This window comes from Streptomyces sp. RLA131 (assembly GCF_056270125.1).
This window is the reverse complement of record NZ_JBWDOQ010000002.1, coordinates 2,621,623-2,644,447: the sequence shown is the minus strand read 5'-3', so window position 1 is coordinate 2,644,447 and position 22,825 is coordinate 2,621,623. Positions and strand designations below refer to the sequence as shown.

Sequence of the window (22,825 nt, the reverse complement as noted above, 5' to 3'; positions counted from 1 at the left end):
GTCCGCGCGGAGTCGCGGAGTCGCGGAGTCGCGGAGTCGCGGAGTCGCGGAGTCGCGGACGACAGGGGCGTCTCAGGCCTTCGTCAGGTGCAGGAGGACGAGCTGCTCCGGGTGGAGGTTCGGCGCCTGGATTCCCACCCGCTCCAGCACGCTGCCGCGCACGGTGACACCCTGCGGGGTCATCCATGCCGGGCGGCCCCGGTCCATGCCGGGAGCCGTGTCGCCGGGCGGCAGCGGCCGCAGGCGGTAGACGGTGTCGGGGTCCAGCCCGCGCAGCCGTACGGTGCCGGGCAGGGAGGTGACCGGGGTGGCCACGGCGGTCAGGGAGAACACGGCTTCGGACCGGTCGTGGGCGACGACGCCGTGCGCCCACAGCGCCGGGTCCGGGTGGTCGATCCGCACCACCCGGCCGCTGTGCAGCAGACCGCGCAGTCGCTTGTACAGGGCGACCCAGCGGGCCAGTTCGGCCCGTTCGGCGGGGGTCTTGACGGTGAGGTCCCACTCGATGCCGAAGTGCTGGAAGAGCGCGGTACCGGCACGGAAGGCCAGGTCGTGGGTGCGGCTGGTGGTGTGGGAGCGGTCGGCTCCGATGTGGGAGCCGACGAGTTCGGGGGGCAGCAGGAGACCGGTCCAGCGGTTGATGGCCTGCCGTTCCAGGGCGTCGATGCAGTCGCTGGCCCACACTCGGTCGGTACGCTCCAGGATGCCGAGGTCGACCCGTCCGCCGCCGCTGGCGCAGGACTCGATTTCCAGGCCCGGGTGGCGTCGGCGCAGCTCGTCCATGAGGGCGTAGACGGCGAGGGTCTGGCGGTGCACGGCCGGCTCGCCGCCCGGGTGGTGGCCGGCGTCGATCAGGTCCCGGTTGTGGTCCCACTTCAGGTAGCCGACGCCGTACTCGCCGACCAGGGCGTCCAGGCGCTCGAGGATGTGGTCGTAGGCGCCGGAGTGGGTGAGGTCCAGCACCTGCTGGAAGCGGATGTCGGCCGGCCTGCGGCCGCCGGTGGCCAGGATCCACTCCGGGTGTGCACGGGCCAGGTCGGAGTCCGGGTTGATCATCTCCGGCTCCACCCACAGCCCGAACTCCATGCCGAGCCCGCGGACGTGGCCGACCAGTGGGTGCAGGCCCTTGGGCCAGACCGTCTCGTCCACGTACCAGTCACCGAGTCCGGCCCGGTCGTGACGCCGGTGCCGGAACCAGCCGTCGTCCAGCACGAACCGCTCCACGCCGGCCTCGGCCGCCAGGTCGGCCAGCTCGGTCAGCTTCGCCAGGTCGTGGTCGAAGTAGACGGCCTCCCAGGTGTTGAGGACCACGGGCCGCGGCTCGCGGGGGTGGGCCGGCCGCGCCCGCAGGTCGTCGTGGAAGCGCGCGGAGACCCCGTCCAGGCCCTGATCGCTGTACGAGCCGTACACCCAGGGGCTCGTGTACGACTCGTCCGGCGCGAGCGCGATCTCACCGGGCAGCAGCAGTTCGCCGGCCGCCAGCACCGCCTGGCCGGTCGCCAGCCGCTCCGCCAGCAGCCGGTGGTTCCCGCTCCAGGCCAGGTGCAGCGCCCACACCTCACCGGAGCCGAAGCCGAACCCGTCGGTCCCGGCGGCCAGCAGCAGGGACGCGTCGTGGCCGGTGCGCCCCCGCCGCGCCTCGCGCAGCCGCGCGCCGACGGTGAACGGCTGCCGCTGCGGGGAACGCTCCCGGCACCAGCGCCCCGTGAGATCGAACAGTTCCGTCGCCGTTCCCGGCACGGGCAGCGACGGCAGCAGGGCGTCCAGGCTGTAGGGGAGGTCGGGGTGGTTGTTGCGCACCGTCGCTCGCAGCCGTACGAGCCCCGACTCCGTCAGCTCCACCTCCAGCACCAGCTCCAGCCGGGCAGCGGGATCGGCCGCCCGGATCCGCACCGTGCCGCCCTCGACGTCGACCGACTCGGGGGCGAACAGCGGTGACCAGTCGCGGCCCTGGTGGTGCCCGGTCAGTCCGGGGGTGCCGTGCCACCCCGCGCCGTGCTCGGCCAGCAGGCCCGGGCGGGGGACCGGCCCGAAGACGCCGACGACGACTTCGGGCATGGTCGCCACGCGGTCCAGGGCGAGCAGTTCCTCCGACGGCAGATTCCCCAGAGCGCCCCCCCAGTGCAGGACGGCGGGGAGTCCGGGGCCGCGGAGGTCCAGGACCAGGCTCACTCCGGCGGCCGTCAGGTGTACGACGCCGTCGGTGGGATCGGGGCCCGTGGACAGTGCGGGGCGGTGGGAGGGCGCGCCGTTCATGGTGGGTTCCGTTTCGCTGGCTCGGGGAGGGACGGAGGGCGGGCGGTGACATGGGCGTCACCGTGCGGGAGGGGCCGGGGCCGGCCGGGAGAGGGAAGGTCTCGCGGTCGCCCCTTTGGTGAGTATCGCGCCGATGGCAGCTCCTTCACGCCGGGGGGTGGCTGGAGGGCGCGGCGGACCACGATGTCCGCGTTCACGTCTCGCGCAGGTTCGCCGGGACCAGCTGGTCGTAGTCGGGGTTCTTGTCGATGAGGCCGGAGAAGGTGTGGAACGCGACCGCGGCGTCGAAGGAGGAGCGCTTGAAGCCGTTGGTCGCCGGGATCTCGTCCTTCAGTTGCGGGAGCAGCGCGTCCAGTGTCGCGTCGGGCATTCCGCTGCGGTATTCGGCGAGCAGTTTCCTGAGCTCCGCGGTGTCGCCGCCGTGGATGTCCTTTTTCGCCCGTAGGAGCGCTCTCTGGAAGGCGGCGATCTCGTCGGCCTTCTTCTTCAGGATGCCCTGCGTGGTGAAGATGACGCCGTGGGACACGTTGACCAGGCCGGGGATGTCGCCTCGGGCCGGGGAGATGTAGGTGGTACCGACCCCGGTCCCTTCCGCCTGCTGGGCGAGCGGCTGGGCGAAGGACAGGGCGTCGACGTTGCCGTTCTTGAGCGCCCCGAGCGCCGCGGCGGGCTCGCTGCCGAGGTTGACCAGTTCGGCGTCCTTCTTCGGATCCATCCCGCCCTTGGTGAAGAGGTAGATGACCAGTGCCTCGGTGCCGCTGCCCGGCCCGGTGATGCCGATCTTCCTGCCGCGCAGGGACTCGATCCGCTTGTCCAGCGTGGCGTCGGCCGAGGCGCCCCTGAACTTCGTGCCGGTGACGATGTCGATGTAGTACTTGTCGACCATGTTGGCGACGAGGCGGATGTTGCCGTCGAGCGCCGACAGCTTGAAGACGTCGGTCATCACCGAACCGGCGAGCTCGATGCTCCCGGACTTCAACGCGGCCGAGACCTTGGAGCCGCTGCCGAGTATCGGCGGGTCCCCGAAGGTGACGCCCTCCTTCTTGAAGTAGTTTTTCCTGGTCGCGATGAACATCGGGAAGAACGCGATCGATGTGCTGACCTGCCCCACTGCCACCTCGCCGACCTGCGTCTTGGCGCCGGACCCGGCGCAGCCGGCGCCGGCCAGGGTGACCACGCCGGTCGCGAACATGCTCTTGACGAGTTGCCGACGGTTCATTTCCGGACCTCCAGAGGCTTCCAGCGGTTGGCTCTGCGGTCGACCAGGCCGACGATCAGGTTCAGGATCGCGGCGATCGTCCCGAGTACGACGAGCGTCGCGAAGACGCCCGCTGTGTCGAAGTTGGCCGCCGCGTCGCTGATCAGGTAGCCCAGTCCCCGGTTGGACGCGACCAGTTCACCGATCACCGCGCCGATCAGCGAGTACGGGACGGCGACCTTGAGACCGGTGAGCAGACCGGTCATCGAAGCGGGAAGGACGACCTTCCATACGACTTCACGGCGACGGCCCCCCATCAGCCGTACCGCGTCGATCAGTCCCCGGTCGACCTCACGTACGCCCACGGCGGTGTTGAGGAAGACCAGGAAGAACACGGTGACGGCGGCGAGCAGCACCTTCATCTGGATACCGATGCCGAACCAGACGATGAACAACGGTGCGAGTGCCACCTTCGGCAAGGAGTAGAGCGCCACGACGAACGGGTCGACGACCCGGTAGAAGGTCGGCAGGGAAGCGAGAACGAACCCCGTGACCGCGCCGGACCCGGCGCCGAGTGCGAACCCGAGGATGACCTCCTGGAGGGTGACCCAGGTGTTGGACCAGAGGATGCCGTCCCGGTGCCATTCGATCAGCCGGTGCACGACGTCGGGCGGTCGGCTGGTGAAGGTGATGTCGAAGAGGCGGCCGGCGCACAGCTCCCAGGCGACCAGCAGCACCACGACGAAGACCAGACGGCCGATCCAGATGACCACTTTGCCGCCGTGCCTGGCCCACCGTCCGCGGTTCAACGCGATGGTGACCGCCTGACTCGTGGGCGGCTCGACGCTCGCCGGTTCCTCCTCCGGCGTGCTCATCGCGCCTCCCTCAGCGCCGCGGTCATTTCCCTGTGGAGGCCGACGAAGTGCGGGTCCACCCGCAGCTCGTCCGCGTCACGCGGCCTGGGCAGGTCGATCGCCCTGTCCACGACCACCCGTCCCACCCGGCCGAGCACCACGACCCGGTCCCCGAGCAGCAACGCCTCCTCGATGTCGTGCGTCACGAACACCACGGTCTGCCCGCTGCCCTGCCACAGCCGCAGCAACTCGGCCTGCAGCGCGGATCGGAGCTGCGCGTCGAGTGCGCCGAACGGCTCGTCGAGCAGCAGGACCTCCGGGTCGCCGGCGAGCATCCGGGCGAGGCTCGCCCGGCGCCGCATACCGCCGGACAGTTCGCGCGGGTAGTGGCGTTCGAAGCCGGTGAGGCCGACCCGCTCGATGAGGTCGCTCGCGCGTTCCCGGCGGACCTTCGCCTGTACGCCCCTGATCTCCATCGGCATCTCGACGTTGCGGCGGACGTCGCGCCATGGCATGAGGGTGTCGGACTGGGTCATGTAGCCGACCTCGGTACGCGGACCGGCCACGGGCTCGTCGCGGAGCGTGACGACGCCCGAGGTGGGGGAGGTGAGCCCGGACATCAGGTTCAGCATGGTCGACTTGCCACAGCCGCTCCGGCCGAGAACGGTGACGAAGCAGCCCTCCTCGATGCCGAGACTCAGATCGCGTAACGCCACGATCCCCAGGTCGTCCTTGACGAACTGCTTGGTCAGCCCGCGGACTTCCAGGACGGTGTTCCCGGCGGTCGGCGTCCGGCGGGCGCTCATCGGTCCTTCACCGCCCCCGCGAGCCGCCGGGTGTTGTCCACGGCCATGGTCCGTATCTCCTGCTCGGTGAAGCCCGCGCCGAGTAACCGGTCGGCGAGCAGAGCCAGGCCGTCCTCCACCGGAGGGTTGAAGGGCTGTCCGAGATCGCTGGAGAGCACGGAGTGCTCAGGGCCGACCGCCCTGATGTTCTCCAGCCACAGATCCCAGGAGACCTTCCCGGTGTACGGGGTGGTGAAGCAGCGTTCGAGCAGGGCGCCCCGGGCGGCGAGTGCGCGCTGACGTTCCACGCCCACCCGCTGGGAGGTGAACTCCGGATGGGTGACCACGATCCGGCGTACGCCCTCCTGGACCGCGGCGTCCACGACGACGGCGATCTCGTGGGAGCTGAGATGCCCGGTGGCGAGCGTCATGTCGTGGGCCGCGATCACCCTGAGTACCTGGCGGGTGGTCTCCAGGGCCGTGCCGTCCGACCCGACCACCTCCACCGGGTCGGCCGCCATGCCGGCGGCCCGCAGTTCGTTCTGGAGCTGAACCCACATGGGCGGGTTCGCGCCTTCCGGAGCGGCCGCCGTGCAGGCCCGTTCGTTGGAGCTGTCCACGGTCGGCAGCCATACGAACTGTGCGCCGCCGCGACCGGCGATCTCCACGGCGATCGGGTTCATGCCGCCCACCGAGGCGTTCAGGGTGATCGCCCCGACCGCGCCGAAGCCGGGCACGGCGTTACGCACCACCTCGGCCCGTTCCGTCGTGGGGACGTAGTGCGACTTGAGTACGAATCCGGCGAGGCCGACCTCGACGAAGCGGGACGCGAGGGTCAGATCGTCGACGCGGCGTTTCATCAGGTCGGGTGCGATGTGCAGATGGATGTCGTAAGCCCCCGCGACAAGTGCGCGGGCGTGATCCGACGGCGTCGGGTGATGTGTGGCTGGTCGGTCGGTCATGGCCGCCTCCCTGTTGCCCATTTAATGGCCCAGATTGTTGACAATCGGAAGGGGTGTGTCAATGGGTTGCGCGGAACGAAGACGCGGAGAGCGGGTGACCTCTTCCGCGCGGAAGGGTTCGGCCGACCCTCCGGCGGGAGTGCCGGGCGTATGGGCGCCCTGCTGTGAGTGCGCCCTGCTGTGAGTTTCATGCGAAACGTGTCAACTCACTTTGTTAACAAGATGGTTGACGGATCTCATGCTTCCTTGAACCCGGCGTCCCGAAGCCGGCTCACCTCCATCGGTGTGTCCGCGTCCGGCCACGCCGTCCCCCCCGCTCAGGAGGCCTCGTGTTACTGGTGTCACCGCCCCGCAACGACTCCGCCCGGGTCCACCCCGCCCGGAGCATCACCCGCATCGCGATCGGAGCGGCCGCCGCGGTCCTGCTCGCGACCGCTCTCACCTCCGGCAACGCCGGAGCCGTGTCCGTCGCCGGCGGCGACGTCGCCACGGTCGCCTACTCCGCGGACGCCACAGCGGCCTCGGAGACCCTCACCGCGGTCAACGCGTTCCTGGCCACCCTGAGCACCTCCCAGAAGTCGGCCGTCCAGGCGTCCCGCACCCAGTCCAACCTCTCGCAGTGGTCGAACCTGCCCGACGGGTTGTACACCCGCGCCGGGCTGCGCATGGACGCACTGACCTCCACCCAGCAGGCAGCGGTCCTCGCCATCCTGCGGGCGGCGCTCAGCGACGACGGCTACGAGCAGGTCACCGGCATCACCACGGCCGACGGCGTCCTGCACACCACCACCGGCAGCGACGACTACGGATCGGACCACTACTGGATCCGGATCCTCGGCACCCCGTCCTCCAGCGGGCAGTGGACGGTCCAGTACGGCGGTCACCACCTCGCCGTCAACGTCACGCTGACCGGTGACACCATGACCCTCGCGCCGACCCTCTTCGGCGTCCAGCCGGCCACGTACACCCTGAACGGGGTGAGCTACGAACCGCTCGGCGGCGAGACCGACAAGGCGTTCGCCGTAGTGCAGTCGCTGGACGACGACCAGCTCGACGCGGCGATTCTGGACACCGCGGTCACGGAGATCATCCTGGGGGCGGGACAGGACGGGAAGACCCTGGCCTACGAGGGCGTCCAGGCGTCCACCTTCACCGACGAGCAGAAAGGGCTGCTGCTCGACCTGATCACGGAGTGGATCAGCCCGCTCAACGACGAGCAGTCCGCGTCGAAACTGGAGTCGGCCGAGGAGAACCTCGACTCGACCTACTTCGCCTGGTCCGGATCCACGTCGAGTGACCAGCCGATCTACTACCGCGTCCAGAGCCCCGACTTCACCATCGAGTTCGCCCACCAGCGGAAGATGGGCGGCACCAGCCACATCCACGCCATCTACCGCGAGACCGGCAACGACTACGGCGCCGAGGACTGATCCGTGATCCTCAAACGCCGCCTGGCCCGGTGGACGGCCGCACTTGTGCTGGCCGCCGCCGGGTCGGGCCTCCTGGCCGCACCGGCCCAGGCCCACCCCACCGACGAGGTCGTGCAGCAGACGTACCTGACCCCCGACGGATCCGAGCTCGGCATCCAACTCGTCATCACCCCGGGCGTGTTGGTGGCGCCCGCCTTCGCCAAAGCACTCGACACCGACGGCGACCGGCAGCTCGACACCGACGAGACGGCCGCGCACGCCGAGCGCGTGACGTCCGCACTCAAGCTGCGGGCTGACGGGCGCGACATCCCGCTGACGCTCACCAGGAGCACCTACGCCGACTACCCGCTGCTCGCCTCGGCCGCCGGCGCCGTCACGCTCGACCTGACCGCCGACCTGCCGTCCGGCAGTCGTAGCGTCACGTTCACCAACGCATACGACCCGCCGGGTACTTCGGGACCAGAGTGCAGGCGAACGTGATGGTGGCGAACGGCGCCTCGGCGGCGCCGGCGAACGTCGAACGGGCCGACGAGGGGCGCGCGATCACGTTCGCGCCGCCCTCCGCCGGCGTGTCGGCTTCGAGTTCACCGCGCCCATCCGGACAGACGGAACGGACGGAACGGACGGAACGGACGGAACGGACGGAGTCGAGCGGAGGCGCCATGCTCGACGCCCTCCACTCCCCGTTGTCCACTCCCTGGGCCCTGCTGGTGCTCATCGGCACCTGCGCCCTGCTCGGCGCGTTCCACGCCCTGACCCCGGGGCACGGAAAGGCCCTGCTCGCCGCCTACCTGGTCGGCGCCCACAGCACGCCCAGGCAGGCGGTGGTCCTCGGCGCCGTCATCACCGTCACCCACACCGCCTCGGTGATCGCCCTCGGCGCGGCGGTGCTGTTCGCGGGGCAGTTCGTCATGCCGGAGGTGCTGGTGCCGGTGCCGGTGCTGGAGACCGCCAGCGGCGGGGTGGTGCTGGTCCTGGGTGCGAGGCTGCTGCGGCGGAGATGGCTGCAACGCGACGGGGACGGACCCGACCATGGACACCACCACGAGCACACGCACCCCCACACCCACGATCACGGCCATGGCGCGCTCCACCATCACCCGCCCGTCATGCCCACCACGTTCCGAGCCATCGCCACCATGGGGGTCTCCGGCGGGATCATCCCGTGCCCCGAGGCGCTGACCGTCCTGCTGCTGGCCATCGGTCTGGGCCGTACCGCCCTGGGCCTGACCATGATCGTCTCCTTCAGCGTCGGCCTGGCCGGTGTCCTCGTCGGCCTCGGACTGATCCTGGTGAGCGCCCGCACCGGCCTGGAACGCTTCCGCCGCCCCGGAAGCAGCCCCGTCCTGCGATGGCTGCCGGTGGTCTCCGCGGCCGTCGTCACCGCGCTCGGTCTGACCGTCGCGGTCAACGGGGTGGGCGGGCTGGCGGGGTGATGGCTCGTATCCCGGACGGCCATGGCTCGTCACCGGCGGCGCACGACGGACGGATTCCCGCTCGCGGGAGCCGCCTCCACCAGCGGATTCATCGGACGTGGCGCGGTATTGGGGCACTCCTGACGGGCCGGTGGGCGTCCGCACCCCGGTTCACAGGGACTGCGGACTTCTGCCGCTCGCCAGACGCTGCTTCACTCCCTGCCACACCCCGGCGGGAGCCACGGATCATTGGGAGACCCTGTGAAACCACGTATCCCGCGTCAACGAGGCCGGCGCACAGCCGCATCGCTGGCGGCGGCGCTCGCCCTGGTCATCGGCACAGGCCTGATACTGACCGGAGGTCCCGCCGAGGCGGGCACCGCCGACGCCGCCGCCACTGTGAGCACCGCCCCCGTCATGGACTGCGCCGCCATCGCGAAGCTCGACCTGAACGGTATCTCCGGGGCACCGACGCAGATCGCCTCGGCGACCGTCCTGGCCGCCGGCGACAACACCTCGGGCACTGGGCCGCGTGCGAGGTGAAGGGCCTCATCGCCCCGCAGCTCCAGTTCGACCTGCGCCTGCCGATGACGACCTGGCAGGGCAACTACCTCCAGGTCGGCTGCGGCGGCAACTGCGGCGTGGTGACAACCGGCAGCGCCCCGGCCGCCACCGGCTGCGCCCCGCTGACCAGCGGTGCCTTCGCCGTCGCCACGGACAACCAGGGCCACTACGGAACCAGCATGAGCTCCGGCCTGTTCGCCACCGACCCGACACTGAAGGCTGACTTCGGCTACAGGTCCGAGCATCAACTCGCCGTGGCGGCGAAGGACATCGTCAAACGCTTCTACGGGCAGTCCGCCACCCGCGCCTACTACGACGGCTGCTCGCAGGGCGGCCACGAGGCGCTCACCGAGGCCCAGCGCTACCCCACCGACTTCGACGGCATCGTCGCGGGCGCCCCCGCGAACAACTGGACCGCGCACACCTTCCAGCACGCCTGGAACGCTCACGCCGTCTTCGCCGGAGACGACGGCGAGGCCACGCTCACCACGGCCGACCTGTCACCGCTGCATGCCGCCGTGCTCAAGGGCTGCGGCGTCACCGACGACGGCATCATCGAGGATCCGCTCAGCTGCACCTGGGATCCGGGCGGCATCGCGTGCGCGAGCGGCCAGTCCTCCACCGCCGCCGACTTCTGCCTCACCGCCCACCAGGTCACCACCGTACGCGAGCTGTACTCGGGTCCGCGCGACAAGCACGGCGAACTCCTCTATCCCGGCTGGCAGTTGCGTGGCAACGAGCTGAACTGGGCCGGCGTCACCGTCCCGACCACCGCGACCGGCTCGACGACGAACCAGACCAACGTCAACGAGCGGGTCCGCTACCTGCTCTATCCCGAGGCCCACCCCGAACTGTCGTGGAAGGACGTGAAGTTCACCGCGGCCGACTACAAGAAGCTGATGAAGCTGAACGAAGGGATGATGGACGCCACCGATCCGGACCTGTCCGCGTTCAAGGCGGCCGGCGGCAAGCTGATCATCTGGCACGGCCTGGCCGACCCGAACATCTCCTCCGTCGCCTCCATGGCCTACTACCGGGCAGTGGAGAAGGCGATGGGCGGCGAGGCCGCCACCAAGGACTTCGCCCGGCTGTTCCTGCTCCCCGGCGTGGCGCACTGCGGGGGCGGTCAGGGACCGGACAGCATCGACGCGCTGTCCGCGATCGTCGACTGGGTCACCGAGGGCGACGCCCCGAGCAGCCTGCTCAGCCAGGACCTCGACAGCAGCGGCAAGGTCACCGCCTCACGGCCCGTCTATCCGTACCCGTACGTCGCGGTCAACACCACCGGCGGCCCGGCGGATGAAGCCGACAGCTACACGGCACGTCTGTCCACCGCCGAGCAGAACCTGAAGGTGGACTACCTCGGCTCGTTCCGCTCCGGCTACGAGACCGTCAGCGGCTGGGTCGACGGCCGGTGGGTGACCCGGCCCGGAAAGAGCTGAGCCCGTCCCCTCCTGCGGCGTCCTGGTCCGGATCGCGGAGCCGCTGAAACCCCGGCGGTGTGCCCGAGGGGCACGACCGTGCTCGCGCCGATCCATCAGCCGGCTGCTGCTGCCGCCCCTCCGGGCGTTTCGTTCGGAGGGGCGCCATGGTGGGCGCGGGTCAGTGCTGTGCGAACTGCACCCGTGTCGGCTGCACGGCTTCCGGGCGCAGAGCGATCCCGTTGATGGTCAGTCGTTCTCCGTAGATGTCGGTGATTCTGATCGCGCCGCCGCACCCGCTGCCGTTGGGGGAGAGGAAGTAGTTGTAGTCGGTTCGGGCGAGTTGGCTCCAGCCGCTGCTGGTGTGGATCTCCAGCCGGGCGAGCGGGTTGCGGTGGCCGATTGCCTGGATGCCGCACCAGTAGGGGCTGGATCCGGTTTTGTAGCGGATCGAGACGGTCCCCGACGTGCCGGGGCTCAACAGGCTCCAGGTGATCGCGATCCGGCCGGTCGAGATCGGGACCAGTTTGGCGAAGGCCTGTTCGCTGAGGTCGAGTTGTCCGGGCGCACAGGGCAGAGGGCATTCGTTGGTGATCCGGACCGTGACGGAGGCGCCGTTCGCCGCGTGGACGCGCACGTACGCCCCGCAGGCCTTGGACGTCTCGTAGTCGGTGGTGTTCATGGCCGCGATCATCATGTCGGCGCTCGGACCGTACGAGCAGGCGCCGTCCCCGGTCCCGGCCTTGTAGACAGTGGCGACCCCTTGGTAGGTGGCCTTGGGCCGTATCCGTCCGGCCAGGGATGTCGTGACAGGAGCCTCCCGCGGGGCGGCCGATGACCGCGCCCCCTTCGACGGGGTCGCGGAAGCCTTCGAGGCGGTCGGGGAGGCCGTGGCGCTCGGCGAGGCGGCGGACGGGGACGCGGTGGACGGCTTCTGCCCCGGCGATGCCGGCGGGCGCGTCTTCTGGGAGGCGGCGACGGGCGTGGCCGTGGCGCTGGCCCGGCCGGCCTCGGTCTTGCTGCCGGGTTGCACGGCCACGACCAGCCAGGCCAGAAGACCCGCGACGATCAACGCCGCGGTAGTGCCCGTCATCAGCCTGCGCCTGCGCTTGCGACGCAGCGCGGCCTGCCTTGTTTCCAGCATGTGCATCCGTTCGAAAGAGCGATTCGGTGTTGCCCTCCTCAGTAGCCGCTGGAGGCGGAAAGGTTGCCGCCGGTTTTGGCCGGGCTTCGGCCGTCGGAGATGGAGGCGCCGCCCGACGCTCCCGCAGGGGACGTCGGACGTCGGCAGGGGAAGACCCGGGCCGGAAAGCACAGCCGCGAAGTGGTCCGGTCAACGGCGTTACGTCGCAGCCGCTTCGGCGGTATCCGCCGACTGGTCCCGATCGTACGGCTCACACATTGTCGCCGCGGAGGGCTCGGCCGGTCCGGGCCGTGGGTTCCGGCGGGTGGCCAGACTCCAGGCGGCGGCGGCGAGTGCGGTCACCGTGAGGGCGGCCAGCATCAGCGTGGTGTGGGATCCGGCCCTGTCGGCCGCCCGGGCGACCGGGTTGGGCAGGCCGAGACGGTCGGCCAGCCAGCCGAGGGCCGCCGTGCCGGTGAGCAGGGCGCCGGCCAGTCGTAGCGCGGGCTGGACACGCAGGCGCGCGAGGACCAGCAGTGAGGGCAGGGCGAGGCAGACCAGCAGGAGCTGGACCAGCTCGATGCCGAGGTTGAAGCCGAGGAGGCTGGTCACGAGCTGCCCGGTGGACAGATGCATCTCGGCCAGGACGAAGGAGAACGCCATGCCGTGGCCGAGCCCGAAGACCCCGGCCACGAGCGCCTCCTTGCCCGGGAAGAGGGGCCGGATGGCGTGGATCGCGCCGACGAGGATGCTCGCGGCGATGAACGCCTCGACCGGCCAGGCGGGGATGTCCAGACGGCCGAGCGCGGTGGCGGCCAGCGCGACGGAGTGCCCGGCGGTGAAGGCGAACGTGATGAGGCCGACCCGGCCGAGCGCGGACCGGCCGCCGACCAGGCCGTCCCAGCGCCGCCTGGTGGCCGCGAGCGGCGCGGGCAGGAGCAGGATCAGCAGGAACAGCAGATGGTCGGTGCCGGTGAGGATGTGGTCGCCGCCCAACGTCACCATGGCGAGGAAACCCCGCCAGGCGCTGCCGTCGCCGAGGTCTACCTTCAGGGCCGGGACGGTCATGGTCCTGGTGTTGATCCGGATGGTGCCGACCTGGGTGGCGCGCTCGCCGTCGACCTGCCCGGCGGCCCAGTCCTGACGTACCGCCACCAGCGCTGTGTGCGTGATGACCTGGTGGACGATGACGTCGTAGTCGAACGTGAAGTGGCGTACGTCGGTGCCGGCCGGCGGGGTGAGAACGGCCTCGGCGACCAGCTCGCGGTAGGGGCCGGTGGAGGTCTGCTCGGTGCTGCTGAGACTCAGGCTGCCGATGCTGACCTGCCAGGCCTTGCCCTGGGTGGTGGCCGGGCGGATGTGCTTGCCGAGGTAGGTCCGGATGGCCTTGGCCTTCCCGGGCAGGGTGGCCTGGGTGGCGTTGCCCAGATCTATCCCGCTGGCCCGGGAGAAGTCGTCGGCCGGCAGTTCCAGACGGGCACTCACCAGGGTCTGGTACACGTCGAGTTCCACCACCGAGTGCGGCATCGGATGCGCGGCGGCCGGCGACGCCCCTACGAGGAGCGCCGCCGGTACCGCGATCGCGACCCCGGCCACCAGACGCAGTGCTGTGGTCAGCCAGTTTCGCGGTCGGGTCATGAGAAGGAGAACTCGCTGCCGTAGTCGCGGGTGTGGTCCCGGTACACGGTGTGGTAGTGGACCTTGCCCTGGTAGACCAAGCCGTTCTGGCAGACGAACTCGATCCACACGCTGGGGCCGTCGATGCGGACGTAGTCGCCCTGGGTGTCCAGACCCGTGCCGCCGGAGTAGGCGACGTAGGTCTGGTCGAGCTCACGCGTGTACGTCTTCATGAGCTGCTTGGCGGTGGCGTCGTCCACGTCGGCGATCCACGGGTGGATCGCCTCCAGGACCAGCGTCTTCTGCTTGGGTGACAGTGAGCTGGCCTTGATGCCCTCCTTGGTCTCCGGGAACTGGCCGTCCTCGCCCGGGCCGAGCAGCACGTCGCTGAACGACTCGGACAGCTTGGCCGTGGCCAGCTGCTTCGTGCTCAGGCTGCCGGTCAGCTTGAGCATGCCGTCGCGGAAATCGGCCAGCGGCTCGTACGTGGTGCCGTCGTCCGCGGTCCAGCTGGAGGGCTCGACGCCGGTGAAGAACGGGCTGGCACCGGACACCTTGCCGTCCTTGTAGGTGATGTTCACGGCGAGGTGGTGGCCGCCGAAGTGCAGCTGCCAGGTGCCGTCCGCCGACGGGGTGCCGAGGAACGCCAGGAAGTAGATGCCACTGCCGTACCCGCCACCGGCGCCGCCGCCACCGGGGTCGCCGGACGGCGGGGTGCCCGTCGGGGCGTCGGTGGCCGTGGCGCTCGGGTCGGCCGAGGCGGAGGCCGAGGCGGAGGCGGAGGCCGAGGGGTCGCTCGACGCACTGCCCGACGGCGCGGAGGAACCGGACCCGGAGCTCTGCGCCGAGGCCAGCTGGTCGTCGGCCAGGAGGGTCTGCAGGACGTGTTCGTAGCCGGTGTCCTTGCCGGTCCCCAGGGCCGCCTTCAGCACGTTCTTCAGGGCGGCCAGCTGCTCGTCGCTCAGCGAGCCGGTCTGGATGCCGACCCGGCAGGACGAGCCGCACGGCAGGTTCGACCAGGCGGTCGCGTTCGCCTCGGTGAGGTCCAGCAGCGTCTCCGCCTGCTGGTCGGAGTCCAGCGTGTTCAGAAACGTGTTCGCGGCGCTGACCACGGCCGCGACACCGGAGGCCTTCTTGTTGACCGGGTAGTGGACGCCCGCGGCCGCCTTCTTCGCGTCGCCCGTGGTCGTCGCGGCGTTGGCTGCCACGAATCCGCCACCGACGAGGACCACACCGGCGGCCAGGCCGGCTATGTTCCGCCAGGTCCGTCGGCTCCGCGCCCGACTTGTTCTCTCTTTGCTCACGAACAGCTCCCTCAAGGCAAGAGTGGGGGACGGTGCGCCGACTCGGCGGGCGGCACCGTCCAGGACACGCGCGATTGAGCAGAGAACTATCAGCGAAATTGTCTACAGCTCAATGAGCGAGCCTCGGGGCGAGTCCCATTTGGATGCCGTACGCCGCATATTGCGGAAAAGTACATAAGTGGTTGACAGGTTCCTTTCATCGAGGCTTCAGCAACCGAGACGGACTCGCGTCACGAGAGGGACCGTCGTCCCGGCACCTTCTCCACCGTCTGCAGGACCTCCGGGCTCCGGCCCGGCACGCAAGGTGGTGGCCGGACCGGAGCGGCCATCACCTGGACCCTCTCCGACCACGACGTGCACGGGCCGCCACCCGGTGCGGCGCCGTGCGGCCCGAGGAACCGCACGAGTCCGTCGACCTGCAGACCCGCCTCACCCGCCCCCGGAGTGAGGGCCGACACCGCCCTCGGCGAGCGACGGGCCCGCGACGGCGCGCCGTCGAGGTCGTCGTCGCCGACGAGCCGGACCGTTGCCCGGAAGGTGCGCGACACCCTCCGCACCGCTTGAGATGATGTGCTCATGGCGATCGATGGGGGTCCTGGGGACGAGCCGACCAGCTACGCGCTGCAGCCGCCCCTGCCTTCCCCTCGTGGGGAAGCCGGAGACGGACGGGGTGAGGCGCCGGCGGCGGAGGCTGCCGGGCCCGGTAGCGGCCGCTTCGTCGGCGGTCGCTTCCGGTTGCTGGAACGGCTGGGATCCGGTGGCATGGGCACCGTGTGGCGGGCCCACGACGAGATCGTGGACCGCTATGTGGCAATCAAGGAGCCCCGCGTTCCGGACCGGTTGAGCGAAGCCGAGCGCACCACCGTGTATCTGCGGATGCAGCGCGAGGCGCGGGCGGCAGCCCGGATCGACCACCCGTCGGTCGTCACCGTGCACGACGTGGTGACCGAGGACGGGCGACCGTGGATCGTCATGGAGCTGGTGCACGGGCGTTCGCTGGCCGAGGTGTTGGAGGAGGGCACGCTGCCACCGCAGGAGGCCGTGCGGATCGGCCTCGCGGTCGTCGGCGCACTGGCGGCGGCCCACGAGGCAGGCATCCTGCACCGGGACGTCAAGCCCGCGAACGTGCTGCTCGGGCGGCACGACCGGGTCGTGCTCACGGATTTCGGCATCGCACAGGTCGAGGGCGAGGAGAGCCTCACCGAGCCCGGCGCCTTTGTCGGCTCGCTCGAATACATCGCGCCCGAGCGGGTGTTGGGCCGGCGCCCCGGCCCGGAGTCCGACCTGTGGTCGCTGGGTGTGGTGCTGTACCAGACGGTGGAGGGAATGTCGCCGTTCCGCCGCCAGACCACCCCGTCGACCATGCAGGCCATCCTCCTTGCCGAGCCGCAGCGGCCCGCCCATGCCGGCCCGCTGGCCGATCTCATCGCGGGACTGCTGAGCAAGGAGCCCAGGGAGCGGCCGCGGGCGCCTGCGATCATCGAGGCGCTGCGCGACGTCGCCCAACCGGATCCCGGGGGCCGCGCCCCGTTGACGACGGAGGCCGTGCGCGGTGCCAACGGCGGTCCGGCGCCCTGGCCGCGCCGGGCCCTGACCGGGCTTCGGTCCAACCGCCGGGCGCGGTACGGGCTCGGCGCTGTCGCGCTGGCAGCGGTACTGGTGCTGGTGTACGCGATCCTGGACCCGTTCGGGGGCGGGCTCCCGCGGGGCTGGACGACGAAGGACGAGAGCGGGCAGGTGCACGCGTCGCTCGCGGTTCCCGCGGAGTACAAGCGGAACGTGGACCCGGACTCGAACAAGGACGGCCAGACGGAAGTGCTGTTCTCCGCCCCGGACCAGCTCTTCTCCATCGAGCTGCAGCGCGTCGCCGGCTTCACGGGCGACAGCCGGGAGGCGTGCGAGTGGCAGCTGGAGTACTACAAGGACGGAGCCGACTCCACGATGCGGGACGTCACGGGGACCGTGAAGAACACCGCGGTGCAGGGCAGATCCGCGGCGGTGCTCACCAGCGCGTTCGTCTACAGCGACGACGGATCCAAGGACCGGGTCCAGCGGATCGAGATGGCGGTCGTCAGCGGCCAGGGCGTGCGGTACTGGCTCACGGTGGAGTCGCCTGCCTCGCCGGTCCAGGCCGGCGAGGGCAGGCGGATATTCGACCTGGTGATGGATCACCTCCAGCTGGACGATCTCTGAACCGGGCCGGACCGACCGTCACGGTGCCGGAGTCCGCCGCGTCGCTGTCGGCGTCACCGCGTGCTCTGCCCGCGGAAGGCGCGGAGCCCTTGCAAGGGTCGGGGGGCGGGGCCGGCACCGGGGCGAGTGCGGGTGACGGCGGCCGTGGTCGTCGCCGTGCCGCGGCCGGACGCCACGCCACGCCACCCGCGGCCTGACCGCAGCGGCCGCCGACGCGGGACGGCCGGGGCGGTCTGCCCGCTAGCGGCGCAGTTCCAGGGAGATGTGCGGGGACAGCGCGCGGAGGAAGCCGGGCGCGTCGAAGATCTCGCCGGCGGAGGCGACACCGACCGTCCTGGTCCGTCCCGTGAGGATGCGGTCGACTGCTTCCACCACGAGCGGCGCGGTGACGGCGTAGATGTCCCGGCCCCTCGCCACAGCTCGCCGTTCGGTGCCGCCGGAGCGCACGACGACATCGACGAGGAAGGTCTGCGCGGACCGCCCGCGTTCGTCGACCGCACTCGGCGTCGGTGTGTCCGGGGCCGACAGGTCCTTGGCCGCCTCGACGGTCATGTAGCTGCGCACCTCAGGGACGGCGAGGTGGCTGGGCACGGTGACCACGTCAGCCATCGAGTACTCGCCGATGACGGCCCGCGGGCCCATCGGGTCGGGGAAGGGCCACGTGAGGGTCGGCGGGGCGTCCTGGGAGTACTCCAACTGCCCCTTCGTGTAACGGACGCGTCGGCCACCCCGCCGCTCCCGGGAGATCGCGCCTGCCGCGCGCGTCCCGGCGGTGGGGTGCCAACTGCTCAGCCCGTACGCGATGTGCGCCTCGTCGGCGGCCGTCCAGTCGCCCATCGCGGCGGTGGCCAGCAGGTCGCCGAGGCCGCCGTAGAAGGCCATCGCCGGGACGATCACCACTCCTGCGGCGCGAGCGCGGTCCGTGAAGTGCGTGAACGTATCGACGTTGGCCTCGATCTCGGCCGCCACGTCCACGTACGGGATCCCGGCGCGAAGGGCCGCCTCGATCACGGGGGCGGCCGTCGTGGCGAAAGGCCCGGCGCAGTTGATCACAGCCGCCGCACCGGCCAACGCGTGGTCGAGCGAGGCCGGAACGTCGACCGACGCCGGGCGGACGTCCAGTCCGGGCCGGGACGCCGCCAGTACCTTCAGCTGGTCGGCGTCCCGGCCGGAAAGAACCGGGACGAACCCGCGCTCCCGCAGCTGTGCCACCACGAAACGTCCGGTGTGACCGTACGCGCCGAACACCACCACTGCCTGCCCCGACCCCATGGGTTCTCCTCCGTGCTCACATGCTCTGCCGTGATCCGTTACGAACATCCTGGCGAGAGCCGGCGCTCCGCACGAGTGTCCGGAACGCCATGGCCCATACAATTCCGGACATGGACACTGTCGCGCTGGCCGTCACCGACGGGATGCTGCACTTCGAACTGGCCCTGGCCTACGAGGTCTTCGGCTCCGCCCCGGATGCCGTTACGGTCCCCTGGTACGACATCACCCTCTGCGGGCCGGACGCCGTGCGGGTCGGCCGCTTCCGGCTGGAGCCCGACCACGGCCTCGACCAGCTCTCTCGCGCCGACACCGTGATCGTCCCGGGCTGGGCCGACGTCGACCAGACCCCACCCGCCGACCTGGTCGACGCGGTGCGCGCGGCCCACGATGCCGGCGCACGCGTGGCCTCCCTCTGCACCGGCGCGTTCGTACTGGCCGCCGCCGGCCTGCTGGACGGGAGGCGCGCGACCACGCACTGGGCGCACACCCGGGCCCTCGCCGCCCGATACCCCCGGGTGAAGGTGGACCCGGACGTCCTCTACGTGGACAACGGCAGCGTTCTCACCTCCGCCGGCAAAGCCGCCGCCATGGACCTGTGCCTGCACCTGGTCCGCCTCGACCGCGGCTCGTCGATCGCCAACACCGTCGCCCGCCGCCTGGTCGTGCCGCCGCACCGGGACGGCGGCCAGGCCCAGTTCGTCACCACCCCGGTACCCGCCCCGGACAACCACCCGCTCGCCGAACTGTTCCCCTGGGTGATCGAACGGCTGGACCATCCGCTGACCGTGGAGGACCTGGCCCGGCAGGCGCGGATGAGCTCGCGCAACCTGGGCCGCCACTTCGGATCGGTGACCGGCACCACCCCCCTGCAGTGGCTGCTGACCCAGCGGATACGCCACGCCCAGGAGTTGCTGGAGACCACCGACGACAGCGTCGACACCATCGCGGCCGCAGCCGGCATGGGCACCGCCACGACGCTACGCCGGCACTTCAACCGCACGGTCGGCGTGCCTCCGGACGCCTACCGCCGCACCTTCCGCTCACGGACCCGCCCGGCCCGGCCGACCGCGGGCAACACCATCGACGTCCCAGAGCCATGAGCAGCAGCACTGCGGCGGTTCACCCCCTGCGGCCGGTCGCTGTCGCGCCGGACCCGTTCCTCACGCGGGCTTGCTGAAGCTCCTTACGTTGTTGGTGGGTTGGTTCCCGTCACTCGTACGATCGGGAGGCCCAGGGGGGTGCTGGGCATGGCTGTGCCGACGCGTCCTGTACGACTCGGACTCGGTCGTGACGATCGGACCTGTTCGCGACGGGTTCGTCAGACGAACGTCGGGGTGTCGGAGAGGGGCCCGATGAAGGTGCCGGCAACCCGGCGTGCGACCTCGGCCGGGTAGGGCGCGCCCAGTCCGAGCACGATGTGGCTGAACCCGCCGTCGAGCGCCGCGCGGATGGTGTGGCGGGTGTCGTCGGGCCGGTCGTAGGAGACGGGCAGGACGATGGATCGGGTGATCTCGCCGGGGCGGCCGCTGCGGGCACAACTGCGAGCCGCCGCTGGAAGCGAGGGTGGTGCACAGCGCGCCCTCGCCAGGAACCGGTGTCCCAGGAGGTTCGCGGCGACGGCTCCGGTAACTGACGTTCTGTGCGCGGCAGTTGATATGGAAGGCTGTCGTCAGCGGCTCACGGGCAAGGGGGTCGTGGTGGTCGTCGAGGGGAGCGCGGCGTGATTCAGGACGGCTTCGGCACCGGGAGGGTGGACACCAGCAGGCCGCACCCTGCGCGGATCTACGACTACCTGCTGGGCGGCAAGGACAACTACGAGGTGGACCAGCAGGCCGCCGACCAACTCGCCGCCGCGGCACCCGAGGTGCGGATCGGTGTGCGGGCCAACCGTGCCTTCCTGCGGCGCGCCGTCCGTTTCGCTGTCAGCAGCGGCGTCCGTCAGATCCTCGACGTCGGCACCGGGCTGCCCACCTCGCCGAACGTGCACGAGACCGCGCAGGAGGTGGCCCCTGACGTGCGCATCGCGTACGTCGACAACGATCCGATCGTGAAGGCGCACGCCGACGCGCTGCTCAGCCGCTCCGGCGCGACCAGCGTCGTGCTCGCCGACCTGCGCGACCCGCGGGCCATCGTGGATCACCCCGACGTCCGCCGGGTCATTGACTTCGACGAACCGGTCGCCCTGCTCCTCGTCGCCGTCCTCCACTTCATCACCGACGCGGAGGAACCCGGCCGGATCGTCGCCACCCTGCGCGACGTGCTGCCGCCCGGCAGCTTCCTGGTGCTCTCGCACGCCACGGGTGACTTCGCTGATCGCAGGGCGGCCCAGGCGGTCTACAGCAAGGCCACCGCCACGCTGAACCTGCGGTCCCGCGCCGAGGTCGAGCGGTTCTTCGACGGCTTCGAACTGGTCGAACCCGGCCTGGCCCAGGTCCCGTTCTGGCGTCCGGACACCCCGCCGCCGGCACGGTCCGGCGAGATCGGCTTCTACGGGGGCGTGGCCCGCAGGACCGGCTGAACCACCGGAGGGCGGCGCCACCACCGCGTAGGCGGTGGACATACGGAGTTCAGATCCAGCTGTCGAGCCACATCCTCGCGTTCCACGACGAGTACGGGATCGTCTGCCCGGTGTAGACCGGGAAGAAGTAGACGAAGTTCCAGGCGATGAGCAGTACGAGAACGCCCGCGGCCACCGCACCCCGGGCGCGGCGCTTGTCGTCCGCGCCCGGCGGACCCAGCAGCGCGCCCACCAGCATCGCCACGGCCAGGCACAGATACGGCACGAGGACGATCGCGTAGAAGGAGAAGATCGTACGGTCCTGGTACAGGAACCAGGGCAGATAACCGGCGCCCACCGCACACAGGACGGCGCCCGCGCGCCAGTCGCGGCGCAGGGCCCACCGGTAGAGCAGATACACCAGCGCGCAGCACGCCGACCACCACAGCAGCGGCGTGCCCAGGGCGAGGACCTCCTGCGAGCAGCCGGCCGCCGCGTGGCAGCCGGCCTGCCCGGCTTTCGGCGACTCGTAGTAGAACGCCACCGGGCGGCCGAGGACCGGCCAGCTCCACGGGTTGGACTGGTACGGGTGCGGGGTGTGCAGTCCCACATTGAACCGGTAGACCCCGTACTCGTAGTGCCACAGGCTGCGCAGAGGCGCCGGGATCCACGACCAGGGGCCGCCGCGGCCGTCCGCCCAGTGCCGCCCGTAGCCGTTGTCGGACAGGAACCAGCCGGTCCAGGTCGTCAGATACGTCACCACGGCCACCGGAACGACGGACACCACCGACCGGCCGAGGTCCTTGCGCAGCACGGCCCGGAACGGGCTGCGTGCCCCCGCGACGCGGCGGGAGCCGACGTCCCACAGCACGGTGAGGATCATGAAGAAGGCCAGGACGTACAGGCCGTTCCACTTGCTCGCGGCCGCCAGTCCCAGGAAGAGGCCGGCCGCGAGCCGCCATGGACGTACGCCCGTTCCGGCGTGGTCGCCGGTGTCCTGGTCCGGGCCCGCGCGGCCGTCCCCGCCCACCGGCAGGGCTGCCGCGAGCCGGGCCCGCGCACCGTCCCGGTCGAGGAGCAGGCATCCGAACGCCGCCAGTACGAAGAACATGACGACGAGATCGAGCAGAGCGGAGCGGCTCATCACGAAGTGCAGACCGTCCACCGCCATCAGTGCTCCGGCCAGGCAGCCCAGCACCGTCGACCGGAACAGGCGCCGTCCTATTCGGCACAGCATCAGCACCGACAGCGTCCCGAGCACCGCCGTCATGAAGCGCCAGCCGAACGGGTCGAGGCCGAACATCCACTCGCCGACGGCGATCACCCACTTGCCCAGTGGCGGGTGCGCGACAAAGTGCCCGGTGCCGGAGAGGGGGACCACCTGGGGGTGCGCGAGGATCTGCGGGTCGGCGATCTTGCGGTCCGGCCAGGTGCCCTCGTAGCCGAGCCGCAGCATGGACCAGGCGTCCTTGGCGTAGTAGGTCTCGTCGAAGATGACGGCCCGCGGCCGGCCGAGGTGCCAGAAGCGGATCGCTCCGGCGAGGACGGCGATGAGCACCGGCCCCAGCCAGCCGGTCGCCCTCGCGACGCGGTACGCCAGGACCGGGCTGAGGCCCAGGAGTTCCCAGACGCGGGTCCCCGGCTCGGGGAAGGGCGGCACCAGGCGTTCGCGGATATCGGTTCGGGGGCGTCCGGCGTAGCCGAACCGGCGCAGCCGTTGCCTCCAGGCCGTGGGCTCCGTCGTCGGACGGGTGCCGTCGAGGACCTGGGCCCGCACCGTGTTGCTACTCGTCATCGGATGACCATAGTTCGTGGCTCGTTCGTTCAGATGCCTCCTGAGCGGTACACCGGCCTGGTCAGCGTGTGGGAGACGTGCGCTTTGACGGTGGGCTTTTCGCGGTCGAACCGACCGCGGCTGAGCCGCGCGAGCCGCG

General features: G+C 70.7%; 18 protein-coding genes. 8 read left to right on the top strand and 10 right to left on the bottom strand.

Features of this window, described 5'->3' with window-relative positions:
• Positions 1-72 precede the first annotated feature (72 nt).
• The 5 genes from RWE79_RS13020 to RWE79_RS13000 form a co-directional block, all read right to left on the bottom strand.
• A complete protein-coding gene (locus RWE79_RS13020) occupies positions 73-2,256 on the bottom strand; it encodes an alpha-galactosidase (RefSeq protein ID WP_475940230.1) in 2,184 nt (727 codons plus the stop codon).
• A 193-nt stretch (positions 2,257-2,449) separates the two neighbouring features.
• Positions 2,450-3,475, bottom strand: coding sequence for an ABC transporter substrate-binding protein (locus tag RWE79_RS13015; protein ID WP_475940229.1), 1,026 nt, complete (start codon positions 3,473-3,475; stop codon positions 2,450-2,452).
• A complete protein-coding gene (locus tag RWE79_RS13010; protein WP_475940228.1) occupies positions 3,472-4,329 on the bottom strand; it encodes an ABC transporter permease in 858 nt (285 codons plus the stop codon). Before RWE79_RS13010 ends, RWE79_RS13015 begins: the two co-directional genes overlap by 4 nt.
• A complete protein-coding gene (locus RWE79_RS13005; protein ID WP_475940227.1) occupies positions 4,326-5,114 on the bottom strand; it encodes an ABC transporter ATP-binding protein in 789 nt (262 codons plus the stop codon). The genes RWE79_RS13010 and RWE79_RS13005 overlap by 4 nt, the downstream gene beginning before the upstream one ends.
• Entirely contained in the window at positions 5,111-6,055 is a 945-nt protein-coding gene (locus tag RWE79_RS13000) for a DUF6282 family protein (protein ID WP_475940226.1), read from the bottom strand. The genes RWE79_RS13005 and RWE79_RS13000 overlap by 4 nt, the downstream gene beginning before the upstream one ends.
• Positions 6,056-6,384: 329 nt before the next feature.
• Between RWE79_RS13000 and RWE79_RS12995 the strand changes: the two genes are divergently transcribed.
• From RWE79_RS12995 to RWE79_RS12975, 5 genes are all read left to right on the top strand, one after another.
• Positions 6,385-7,485 carry a DUF3500 domain-containing protein gene (locus RWE79_RS12995; protein WP_475940225.1) on the top strand — a complete coding sequence of 367 codons (1,101 nt, stop codon included), beginning with the start codon at positions 6,385-6,387 and terminating at the stop codon, positions 7,483-7,485.
• Between the two features lie 3 nt (positions 7,486-7,488).
• Positions 7,489-7,965: a hypothetical protein gene (locus RWE79_RS12990; RefSeq protein ID WP_475940224.1), complete on the top strand. Its 477-nt coding sequence runs from the start codon at positions 7,489-7,491 to the stop codon at positions 7,963-7,965.
• A 182-nt stretch (positions 7,966-8,147) separates the two neighbouring features.
• Positions 8,148-8,921, top strand: coding sequence for a nickel/cobalt transporter (locus tag RWE79_RS12985; RefSeq protein WP_475940223.1), 774 nt, complete (start codon positions 8,148-8,150; stop codon positions 8,919-8,921).
• A gap of 240 nt (positions 8,922-9,161) precedes the next feature.
• Entirely contained in the window at positions 9,162-9,443 is a 282-nt protein-coding gene (locus tag RWE79_RS12980) for a hypothetical protein (RefSeq protein WP_475940222.1), read from the top strand.
• A complete protein-coding gene (locus RWE79_RS12975; RefSeq protein ID WP_475940221.1) occupies positions 9,440-10,906 on the top strand; it encodes a tannase/feruloyl esterase family alpha/beta hydrolase in 1,467 nt (488 codons plus the stop codon). Before RWE79_RS12980 ends, RWE79_RS12975 begins: the two co-directional genes overlap by 4 nt.
• A gap of 160 nt (positions 10,907-11,066) precedes the next feature.
• Here RWE79_RS12975 and RWE79_RS12970 read toward each other — a convergent pair whose 3' ends face one another.
• The 3 genes from RWE79_RS12970 to RWE79_RS12960 all read right to left on the bottom strand — a co-directional run bounded on the left by RWE79_RS12970 (position 11,067) and on the right by RWE79_RS12960 (position 14,833).
• The gene (locus RWE79_RS12970; RefSeq protein ID WP_475940220.1) at positions 11,067-11,978 is read right to left on the bottom strand and encodes an expansin EXLX1 family cellulose-binding protein; all 912 of its coding nucleotides are present in this window, start codon (positions 11,976-11,978) and stop codon (positions 11,067-11,069) included.
• Between the two features lie 249 nt (positions 11,979-12,227).
• Positions 12,228-13,646, bottom strand: coding sequence for a HupE/UreJ family protein (locus tag RWE79_RS12965; protein WP_475940219.1), 1,419 nt, complete (start codon positions 13,644-13,646; stop codon positions 12,228-12,230).
• Positions 13,643-14,833 carry a DUF3500 domain-containing protein gene (locus tag RWE79_RS12960; RefSeq protein WP_475940218.1) on the bottom strand — a complete coding sequence of 397 codons (1,191 nt, stop codon included), beginning with the start codon at positions 14,831-14,833 and terminating at the stop codon, positions 13,643-13,645. The genes RWE79_RS12965 and RWE79_RS12960 overlap by 4 nt, the downstream gene beginning before the upstream one ends.
• A gap of 672 nt (positions 14,834-15,505) precedes the next feature.
• Between RWE79_RS12960 and RWE79_RS12955 the strand changes: the two genes are divergently transcribed.
• Complete coding sequence (locus tag RWE79_RS12955; protein ID WP_475940217.1) at positions 15,506-17,122, top strand: serine/threonine-protein kinase; 1,617 nt, start codon at positions 15,506-15,508, stop codon at positions 17,120-17,122.
• Between the two features lie 240 nt (positions 17,123-17,362).
• Here the strand turns inward: RWE79_RS12955 and RWE79_RS12950 are convergent, their stop codons facing one another.
• On the bottom strand, positions 17,363-18,394 hold the full coding sequence (locus tag RWE79_RS12950; protein ID WP_475940216.1) for a saccharopine dehydrogenase family protein: 1,032 nt from the start codon (positions 18,392-18,394) through the stop codon (positions 17,363-17,365).
• A gap of 110 nt (positions 18,395-18,504) precedes the next feature.
• Here RWE79_RS12950 and RWE79_RS12945 point away from each other — a divergent pair, with 110 nt between their 5' ends.
• Together RWE79_RS12945 and RWE79_RS12940 are read left to right on the top strand one after the other, a co-directional pair.
• Entirely contained in the window at positions 18,505-19,494 is a 990-nt protein-coding gene (locus RWE79_RS12945; RefSeq protein ID WP_475940215.1) for a helix-turn-helix domain-containing protein, read from the top strand.
• Between the two features lie 620 nt (positions 19,495-20,114).
• On the top strand, positions 20,115-20,912 hold the full coding sequence (locus tag RWE79_RS12940; protein WP_475940214.1) for an SAM-dependent methyltransferase: 798 nt from the start codon (positions 20,115-20,117) through the stop codon (positions 20,910-20,912).
• A 49-nt stretch (positions 20,913-20,961) separates the two neighbouring features.
• Here RWE79_RS12940 and RWE79_RS12935 read toward each other — a convergent pair whose 3' ends face one another.
• A complete protein-coding gene (locus tag RWE79_RS12935) occupies positions 20,962-22,686 on the bottom strand; it encodes a dolichyl-phosphate-mannose--protein mannosyltransferase (RefSeq protein ID WP_475940213.1) in 1,725 nt (574 codons plus the stop codon).
• Positions 22,687-22,825: the final 139 nt, after the last annotated feature.

Excerpts from the sequence above, each read along its gene's own strand:
- RWE79_RS12935 (WP_475940213.1), bottom strand. The coding sequence starts at position 22,686 with ATGACGAGTAGCAACACGGTGCGGGCCCAGGTCCTCGACGGCACCCGT.
- RWE79_RS12965 (WP_475940219.1), bottom strand. The coding sequence starts at position 13,646 with ATGACCCGACCGCGAAACTGGCTGACCACAGCACTGCGTCTGGTGGCC.
- RWE79_RS12945 (WP_475940215.1), top strand. The coding sequence starts at position 18,505 with ATGGACACTGTCGCGCTGGCCGTCACCGACGGGATGCTGCACTTCGAA.
- RWE79_RS13005 (WP_475940227.1), bottom strand. The coding sequence starts at position 5,114 with ATGAGCGCCCGCCGGACGCCGACCGCCGGGAACACCGTCCTGGAAGTC.
- RWE79_RS13010 (WP_475940228.1), bottom strand. The coding sequence starts at position 4,329 with ATGAGCACGCCGGAGGAGGAACCGGCGAGCGTCGAGCCGCCCACGAGT.
- RWE79_RS13000 (WP_475940226.1), bottom strand. The coding sequence starts at position 6,055 with ATGACCGACCGACCAGCCACACATCACCCGACGCCGTCGGATCACGCC.
- RWE79_RS13020 (WP_475940230.1), bottom strand. The coding sequence starts at position 2,256 with ATGAACGGCGCGCCCTCCCACCGCCCCGCACTGTCCACGGGCCCCGAT.
- RWE79_RS13015 (WP_475940229.1), bottom strand. The coding sequence starts at position 3,475 with ATGAACCGTCGGCAACTCGTCAAGAGCATGTTCGCGACCGGCGTGGTC.
- RWE79_RS12985 (WP_475940223.1), top strand. The coding sequence starts at position 8,148 with ATGCTCGACGCCCTCCACTCCCCGTTGTCCACTCCCTGGGCCCTGCTG.
- RWE79_RS12955 (WP_475940217.1), top strand. The coding sequence starts at position 15,506 with ATGGCGATCGATGGGGGTCCTGGGGACGAGCCGACCAGCTACGCGCTG.
- RWE79_RS12970 (WP_475940220.1), bottom strand. The coding sequence starts at position 11,978 with ATGACGGGCACTACCGCGGCGTTGATCGTCGCGGGTCTTCTGGCCTGG.
- RWE79_RS12950 (WP_475940216.1), bottom strand. The coding sequence starts at position 18,394 with ATGGGGTCGGGGCAGGCAGTGGTGGTGTTCGGCGCGTACGGTCACACC.